8 protein-coding genes are annotated in these 8,624 nt (G+C 39.6%); 5 read left to right on the top strand and 3 right to left on the bottom strand.

Going from position 1 to position 8,624, the window contains the following annotated elements; translation table 11 throughout:
• Positions 1–204: 204 nt before the first annotated feature.
• The gene (locus CWC14_RS11920; protein WP_138563089.1) at positions 205–585 is read left to right on the top strand and encodes a response regulator; all 381 of its coding nucleotides are present in this window, start codon (positions 205–207) and stop codon (positions 583–585) included.
• A gap of 8 nt (positions 586–593) precedes the next feature.
• Positions 594–890: a PilZ domain-containing protein gene (locus tag CWC14_RS11915; protein WP_013465237.1), complete on the top strand. Its 297-nt coding sequence runs from the start codon at positions 594–596 to the stop codon at positions 888–890.
• 9 nt (positions 891–899) lie between these two features.
• Here CWC14_RS11915 and CWC14_RS11910 read toward each other — a convergent pair whose 3' ends face one another.
• Positions 900–2,090, bottom strand: a complete 1,191-nt coding sequence (locus CWC14_RS11910; RefSeq protein ID WP_013465236.1) for a class I SAM-dependent methyltransferase — start codon at positions 2,088–2,090, stop codon at positions 900–902.
• A 139-nt stretch (positions 2,091–2,229) separates the two neighbouring features.
• On the opposite strand from CWC14_RS11910, the gene CWC14_RS11905 reads away from it, so the two are divergent.
• Together CWC14_RS11905 and CWC14_RS11900 are read left to right on the top strand one after the other, a co-directional pair.
• Positions 2,230–2,886 (top strand): HD domain-containing protein, encoded by a 657-nt coding sequence (locus CWC14_RS11905; protein WP_138563088.1) that lies wholly within the window; start codon positions 2,230–2,232, stop codon positions 2,884–2,886.
• A 4-nt stretch (positions 2,887–2,890) separates the two neighbouring features.
• Positions 2,891–3,319 (top strand): VOC family protein, encoded by a 429-nt coding sequence (locus CWC14_RS11900; protein WP_028835037.1) that lies wholly within the window; start codon positions 2,891–2,893, stop codon positions 3,317–3,319.
• Between the two features lies 1 nt (position 3,320).
• Here CWC14_RS11900 and CWC14_RS11895 read toward each other — a convergent pair whose 3' ends face one another.
• Both CWC14_RS11895 and CWC14_RS11890 read right to left on the bottom strand, forming a co-directional pair.
• Positions 3,321–4,316, bottom strand: a complete 996-nt coding sequence (locus CWC14_RS11895) for a response regulator (RefSeq protein WP_138563087.1) — start codon at positions 4,314–4,316, stop codon at positions 3,321–3,323.
• Between the two features lie 17 nt (positions 4,317–4,333).
• On the bottom strand, positions 4,334–7,645 hold the full coding sequence (locus CWC14_RS11890; RefSeq protein WP_138563086.1) for a PAS domain S-box protein: 3,312 nt from the start codon (positions 7,643–7,645) through the stop codon (positions 4,334–4,336).
• Between the two features lie 244 nt (positions 7,646–7,889).
• Here CWC14_RS11890 and CWC14_RS11885 point away from each other — a divergent pair, with 244 nt between their 5' ends.
• Positions 7,890–8,582: a M48 family metallopeptidase gene (locus tag CWC14_RS11885; RefSeq protein WP_008113034.1), complete on the top strand. Its 693-nt coding sequence runs from the start codon at positions 7,890–7,892 to the stop codon at positions 8,580–8,582.
• Positions 8,583–8,624: the final 42 nt, after the last annotated feature.

The following is an 8,624-nucleotide window of genomic DNA, read 5'->3' as shown; positions in this document are numbered from 1 at the left end:
AGGGTCTGTTGACCTTTTTGGATTAAAATTCGTTCAAACTAAGGGCGGTTTAATCGCGGCGCGAGGTTTGTAACCTAGTGGGCTAAGTAAAAACCACACCACATAGGCTCTGCCTTGCCTAAATACCAAACAGGCTACTGCAAATTCAACCTTGAACGGTCAACAGACCCTAAGGGACTAACTTGAGAAGGAAATGACAATGCTATGTCCTCATTACTAAAACACCAAGCGCGACAATTGTTAGTGGTTGATGATGAGTATTTCAACTTTGAAATACTCAAAGCAGGGTTAGTATCAACATTTGATTTAAGCTATGCTGATTCTGGTAAAAGTTGTTTAGCGTCTGCCATTGCTAATCCGCCTGATATTATTTTGCTTGATGTATGTATGCCGGGGCTTGATGGTTATGATACCTGTCGCATACTTAAACATACGCCAGAGACAAAACACATTCCGGTGGTTATGATATCAGGACTTGAGTCAGAGCTTGAGCAACAAGCAGGCTTTGACTCAGGGTGTGATGCTTACGTTGTAAAACCTTTTTCTATCGCCGTACTACGAGAAAAAATTAATAATATTGTGTAGAGGGAATTATGTTTACTGAAGATAAGCGAAACTACAGACGTATGCAGGTTAACACACCCGCTAAGTTAACCTCGATTGAGCCCGTCGCAGGACTAAGTTACACAGGCACCTGCCTTGACTTAAGTGCAACAGGGCTCTCCTTGCAGCTCGATGATTTATTAGAGCTTAACTCAATTTTATCGGTTGATATTGCATCAACCCATCCAAGCATTGCACCGTTAAAAGCCACTGCAAAGGTGATACGTGCCAGCACAGAAGAGGATGGCACGATAACCGCAGGGCTAGAAATTATTGAGTTTAACTAAAATTAGTTTTTAGTAAACCTTACAAATAAGGCCTTTAAGATAAAAGCCTTCAGGGTAGCTGCCCGCAATAGGGTGGTCAGCTGCTTGATTTAAGCGCTCCATGATCAGTAAATCTTTACCTGCATCAAGTGCTGCATCTGCAACCACTTTTTGAAACAAATTTTGTTCCATTAAACCAGAGCATGAGAAAGTAAGCAGTGTGCCGCCTGGTTTTAATATTTGCATCGCAATCATATTAATATCTTTGTAACCCCGACACGCCCCAGTTAACTGCGCTTTATTATCAGCAAATTTAGGCGGATCCATCACAATCGTATCAAACATCACGCCGTCTTCACGGTATTGGCGCAATAACTTAAATACATCTTGTTTTACAAAGTCGACTTTATTTAAATCAAGGTTGTTATGTTCAACATTGCGCTTTGCTGTATCCAGAGCTGGTTGTGAAACATCGACATTGGTTACATGCTTACAGCCACCACGCAGGGCATAAAGAGAAAACGTCCCCGTATAACTAAAGCAATTTAATACGGTTTTATCTTTTGAAAAACGCTCCAGCGCAGCACGGCTATCACGTTGATCTAAATAAAAGCCGGTTTTATGGCCTTCAAGAATATCAACTTCAATTTTTAAACCATTTTCTTCAATGATAACTGGCGCTGTGGGTTCATTACCCCAAAGCACTCCTTTAATTGGCTCCAAGCCTTCTTTAGTGCGCACATCTACATCTGAGCGCTCATAAATATTAGAGCCTGGGAAAATAGCCATTAATGCACCAACAATTTCACCTTTGTGGCGCTCAGCACCGGCACTGAGTAACTGACAAACCAAGGTGTTATCAAATTTATCTATGGTAACACCCGGTAAATAATCTGATTCAGCGGCGCAAAGCCTAAAACCGGTCAGTCCACCTTCTTCAATCGCATGGCTGCGAGCTTCTAAAGCACGACGTAGGCGACGCTCGAAAAAATGTTGATCTATGACTTCTTTTTCATCAAAGCTCCAAACACGCGCGCGAATTTGTGAATGAGGGCTGTAAGCCGCGGTGGCTAAAAACTTACCTTCACTGTCGTGTATGGTTACCGTGTCACCTAATCCAGGTTTACCTTTAATTTTTTTGATGGCTTTAGAAAATAACCAAGGGTGTTTTCTTTTTAATGATTTATCGCGACCAGCTTGCAGGTAAACGGCAGATGACATAGGACTTCTCTGTAGTAATAAATAAGCGCTGTATTTTAGTCAAGCCACGCGCAACATACAATGAATGTTTTGCAAGGGCCTTATAAATCGCGTTAAAGTAGGGGATATTATCTCGTTTAAATAGATTTTTGGAAGCTCGGTGAACAATTTAGCCCTTAGCCCTTCATTAAAGCAACTTGATCAGCAATGCAGAGAATTTATAACAGCGCTTATCCATGCTGATGTAGCCCATGATATCACTCATATTGAACGCGTTGTCCGTGTCGCAGTTAAATTATGCACTGCTGAAAAAGCCAATATGAATGTTGTTTTACCTGCTGCGTGGTTACATGATTGTGTGGCCGTAGCAAAAAACCATCCCGATAGGGCAAAAGCTTCAACGATGGCTGCCGATAAAGCGATTAGTTTTTTAGCGTCTATTGGCTATGATGACGCGCTATTTGATGATATTCACCACGCCATAGCCGCGCATAGTTTTAGCGCCAATATTGCTATTAAAACCGTTGAAGCACAGATTGTACAAGATGCTGACAGAATGGATGCCTTAGGGGCTATTGGTGTTAGTCGTTGTATGAAAGTGGGGGGCTCAATAAGCCGACTTTTGTACAATCCTAATGATCCATTTTGTTTAGAGCGTGAACCTGATGATAAACAGTACACCTTAGATCATTTTTTTATAAAGTTGCTGCATATTGCAAAAAGTATGAATACACCTTCAGCTAAAGCTGAAGCACTTAGAAGAACAGATTATATGTATGACTTTTTAGAGCAGTTAAAATCTGAAATTGGAGGGTAAGACAGTGAGGCCAAAATTGAGCGGTATTGATCATTGTCATTTAAATGTTCAAAGCCTCACCCAAGCCGTTGATTGGTATGAAAAGGTGCTTGGTTTTACTGTAGTAGAGGAATTAGCATTTTGGAATGAAGAAGGCAAAGGCCCTTTAACGCTTGAAGATGAAAACGCATCCACACGTTTAGCTTTATTTGAGGCGCCAGGGCGAAGTAAAGGAATCGCTTTTGCTGCAACCGGTGAGCAATTTATAGCGTGGTTAGCACATTTTGAGCAGCTTGAAATTAAAACGATACTGGCTGATCATGGCGTGACTTTTTCTATGTATTTTAAAGATAACAGTGGCAATAGCCATGAGATCACTTCCCATGACTATCGCATTATAAAACAGCATTTTCCGGCTGTAGCGTTAGGCTCTCACAATGCCAAAAGAGGCTAAATTAATTGCGCTCTTGATGAGCCTTTTTTATCGCTAAAATAGTGTCTATTTTGCTAATAAAAAGATCAACCAGCTGAGGGTCAAAGTGTTTTCCTGCTTGTTGTTGCATATGCTCTAGTGTTTGCTCAATGCTCCACGGCTCTTTATAAGGACGTTTTGATGTAAGTGCATCAAATACATCAGCAATCGCTACAATCCGCCCCTCAATAGAGATTTCCTCGCCTTTCAATCCATTAGGATAACCTGTGCCATCCCATTTTTCATGATGTTCAATAGCCAATACATGGGCAAGTTGCAGTAAGGGGGAAGGTGAGTTGGCCAATATTTTAGCCCCTATAGCGGCATGCTCTTTCATGTGTGCAAATTCGTCGGGGGTTAATTTACCAGGTTTTAACAGTATCGAATCAGGAATACCTATTTTTCCGACATCGTGCATTGGCGCAGCTTGACGTAATAATTCTGCGTGTTGTTCATTCATTCCCAGTGCTAAAGCAAGTACTTTGCTGTATTGGCTCATTCGTGCAATATGCTCACCCGTATCGGTATCTTTGTACTCTGCCGCGCGACCCAATCGCTCAACTAAATCTACATGTGCTTGTTTTAGTTGCTCGGCTTGTACTAAAGAAAGATGAGTTTTTACCCTTGCCTTTACAATCGCAGGGCTAATAGGTTTGGTTATATAGTCAACCGCACCTAGCGAAAACCCTTCCGATTCATCTTGTTCTTGCGTGAGTGCGGTGACAAAAATGACCGGAATGTGTGCGGTTTTAGGATTAGCTTTTAAAATTTTGCACACTTCAAAGCCATTCATATCTGGCATCATTACATCAAGTAAAATGAGTTTTGGCGGATCGTTTTCTATTAATTGCAGTGCCACAGCCCCCGATTTAGCAAACGATAAACGGTAGTTACTCGCTAAGACCTCGCGCATTACTTTTAAATTTGCAGGTTCATCATCGACGATTAATATTCGCGCCTGACTTATCGATTGATCCATCGGTATCCTCAGAAGAGCTAATTATTAAGTGTTGTTAATAATGCATTGAGCTCTATTTTTGCATTATCAAATTCAAAGTCATTAAACTGCTCATAAATATTAAAAATAGCAGCTTTGTGTTGTTCGGGTGTTATTCTTACAATATAACTTAATAACGTATCATCCAACTCTGCTCGTTTAGCTTGGCTGAGTAAAAGCGTTAATTGGTGAATAAATTCAGCATCTGACACGGTTTCTTTTTGTAATTCATTCTCTTTAAAAGCAATGTGTAAGTGTGATAATTCATCTGCTAGCTGCTGCCACTCTTGCTGACATTTTAATATGTACTGAGTATAACTTGCTATATCACGTTGTTTTTCAGCTTGCGCAATTAAGTAAGATAAATTATTGAGCGCTAAATTACCGGCAAGACCTTTTAAATTATGCAAAATATGAGCATGATGTTTATCGTTTAGCTTAATGGCCGCCAAGGTTTGCATATTATTTTGATGCTGAGCTAAAAAGAGTACAACCTCTTTGAGGTGTTTCTCTTTGCTGCCCCACATTTTTTCACCTTTATTAAAATCTATACGAAGTTTTGAATCTATTGGATCGTTAGTTACTAACTGGCTGATAGCAAGCCCAAGCACCCGTGCTATTTCTTGGTTGAGTTGGTTTATGTCAACGGGTTTCGTTGTAAAACCATTCATACCCGCTTGTTTGGCTGTTAGCTTATCTTGCTGTAGCACACTGGCCGTTAAGGCAATTATTGGCGTGTGCTTTAGTTGTTTTTGCTGCTCTAAAGAGCGAATTGATGCTGTGGCACTGATCCCATCACATTTAGGCATATGAATATCCATTAGGATAATATCAAAGCGATGCTGATTAAACATGTCAATGGCCTCAAAACCATTATTTGCTTTACTTACCTGATGGCCTGCTTGGGAAAGCATAATAGTGAGTAGTTCGATATTTTGTTCAATATCATCCACCACTAAGATTTTTAATGGGGGTAAGCTAAATGCGTTTTTACTAATGGCTTGCACCTGACTTTTTTCGCCAGGCTCAAGCCCAACAGTAAAGGAAAAACAGCTACCTTGACCAAGGGTACTTTGTGCATATATTTTGCCGCCCATTAATTCAACCAGCTGCTTACTAATTGTTGTGCCAAGCCCTGTGCCACCAAATCGGCGTGTTGTGGTGCCATCTGCTTGCTCAAAGGGTTTAAAAATAGCCTCAAGGCGACCTTTTTCGATACCTATACCACTATCTTGTACTTCAAATAAAATGGGTTGATTGGGTTTATGAGTAACCGAAACAGTAACATGGCCTTGCTCAGTAAACTTTATCGCATTGCCGATTAAATTGGTTAGCACTTGGCGTAAACGCGTATCATCACCAAAATAAAATGGATTTACATTGTCAGCTATTTTTAAAATGAGCTGTAAGTCTTTGCGTTTTGCATCAAGCCAAAATGTCGACACAATATTATCGAGCAATTCTTGCAAGTTAAAATGTACTTTTTGAATTTCGAGTTTACCTTTCTCTAGCTTTGCTGAGTCAAGGATATCGTTGAGTAAATGCAATAAAGAACGCGCAGCGTTATTAACGGTAATAATTTGTTTTTGTTGTTCTTTATTAAGCGGACTATCCATTAAAATATCACTAAAGCCAATAATTGCATTCATGGGGGTACGTATCTCATGGCTCATATTTGCCATAAAAGACTGTTTAGCTTGCGCGGCTGCTTCAGCCTCGTATTTAGCTTGCTTTAAGCTTTGCTCATATTCATGGCGCTTGGTTATATCAACTAAAACGCCATCAACCCAGCGTGTATCATCTTTAGAGTTAGTGATAATACTTGCTTGATCAAGTACCCAAATAATATTGCCGTTGCGATGGCGAATGCGATACTCAATTGAGTATTGATTGGTTGATGCAACCGCTTGATCAATGGCTAAAGAAATAGCCGCTTCATCTTCTTTAACAATCAGCTCGGCAAAGGTAATACGCTGCTCAGTAAACTCTTCAGCGCGATAACCCGTTAGTTCATAGACGCTTGGGCTTATAAACAACATACTCCAGTGTTCATCTAACAAGCAGCGAAATACAACACCGGGCATATTGTTCATCAAGGTACGGTATTGTCGCTCTTTTTCAATTAAGCTTTGTTGTAATGCTTTTTGCTCAGTTAAATCGGTAATAAAGCCAACAAATAGTGTTTCAGTTTGCAATTGCTTTACTTCACCAATCCCTAGTCGAATTGGAAATTGATGACCATTTTTATGTTTTGCCCACACATCACGATTAACGCCAATTACACGCTTTACTTCATGGTTTGTGGTGTTTTTTAAAAAAGCATCGTGTTGATTAGCAATATCATCAGCCATTAATATTTTTACATTTAGGCCAATGACCTCATTATCTTTCCAGCCAAAAATCGTTTCTGCGGCCTTATTAAAGCTTAAAATAGTGCCTTTAATATTGATAGTAACGATGCCGTCAATGGCAGTTGATAAAATAGCATCAAGGCGAGACTCTTCAGCAGATTTTTTCCCTAACAGCATTCTGTAGCGGATCATACCATTGATGATCACAACCACCGCTGTTAATAAAAGCGTGGCGAACGACACACTAATAGCAATAAAGGTTAGATGTGATTGGTTTGTTTGCTCGTTAATTATCGGGCTTGTTGCAATAAATCGCGTAGCAGCCATGCCCATATAATGCATACCAGCCACGGCAAGGCCAAGAATAAGGGCACAAATAATACGATTATGCACAGGCGTTAATTTTTTAAAGTGTGCTGGTAAATGAAAACGTGCATAGAGACTTATAAAAGACAGCAGCACTGCAGCAACAATTGAAGCGCCAAACCATATTGGATCATAACGAAGTAAAGGACTTAATTGCATCGCGGCCATACCGCTGTAATGCATGGTGCCAACACCCGCGCCAAATAAAAGAGAGCTTAGAATTAAATTGATAATACGAGGCTTAGAGCTATATGTTTTCAAACAAGAAAAAGCAATGGTACATGCCAGTAAAGCCGGTATAAACGACACAAAAGTGAGTGTGGGGTCGTATTCAATTGTAGTGCACAAAGAAAATGCCAGCATAGCAATAAAGTGCATGCTCCAGACCCCTCCGGCAAGGACTAAGGCTGCGGTTATATTGGCTAACTTTCGATAAGATTTAAAATGTGTATTGTTTGCTAAATCGATAACGTGCAAAGAAAAATAAGCTGCAAAAATTGCGGTGAGTATAGATAGTGTCACTAAACTTGGGTCGTATACACCATTAATAATTAGGCTTGGATCTGGTTCGTTTATAAAAAAATTAGCTAACATCAATCATTCACATAATAACTCTTAAATTCAGTCTAATATAAAATACAATAATAATCACAAGGTATTGAGTTATAAATTACAAAAGCAACGTAAGTGTTTTAAGCTCTAAACCATACTATTTATGAGTAGCACTAAATGCATTGTTATTAAAATGGCATTTAGTGGGGATTATTTATAGATCAGCCGTTATGGTACAAGGTAAAATAAAACCCAGTGGTTAATTATAAATAGGCAGCATTCATTGTTGGATTACACTTTAAAGCGTAGTAAGCGAAGAAAAACAGTGGCTATCAAAGTCGCACAACGTGAGCTTACAGTATATGCGCCCCATTTTGTAACGAAAACACAAATTAATGAATGGCTGTTAAGTAAACAGGACTGGATTGATGCTCAGTTACATAAGCAACAAATTCAAGCCGATACACGACAGTTTCCACTCAAAACCCAGAGTATTAAATTATTTAATGAAGCTGTTAATGTGCAATTTGATAACGCAGCACGCACTCAATGGCAGCAGCACAATGAAAGCCAAACGCTGTTACTGAGTATTTCTTCACGTGTAAAGCATCAAACGCAAATGTATCAAAGTTTGCTAGAGCAGTTTTTGCATGAGAAATTAGAAAGCTATATTGAAATGCGAGTTAACGATTATTGTCAGCTGATGGGTGAAAAGCTACCGAGTAATATTCGTATTCAATTGTATAAACGTCGCTGGGGTAGTTGTAATCGCAGGCGTGAACTAACCTTCAACTTACACTTGGCAAGTGCACCGACATGGGTCATTGACTACGTGATTGTTCATGAATTAGCACATTTAAAATATTTAAATCACAGTGCTCAATTTTGGCAACGTGTGGGATTATTTTATTCAGATTATAAACAAGCAAGTAACTGGTTAAACAATCATGGTATGAGTTTACAGTGGGTATTTGAATAAAAAGAAATAAGGTAGAGAAGAGAAGTGGTGGAGGGAGCTGGA

Source organism: Pseudoalteromonas sp. S3260 (genome assembly GCF_005886925.1).
In the GTDB taxonomy this organism is placed as follows: domain Bacteria; phylum Pseudomonadota; class Gammaproteobacteria; order Enterobacterales; family Alteromonadaceae; genus Pseudoalteromonas; species Pseudoalteromonas tetraodonis.
Note: the sequence above shows the minus strand (reverse complement) of the source record. Positions and strands in the feature narration are given on the sequence as shown.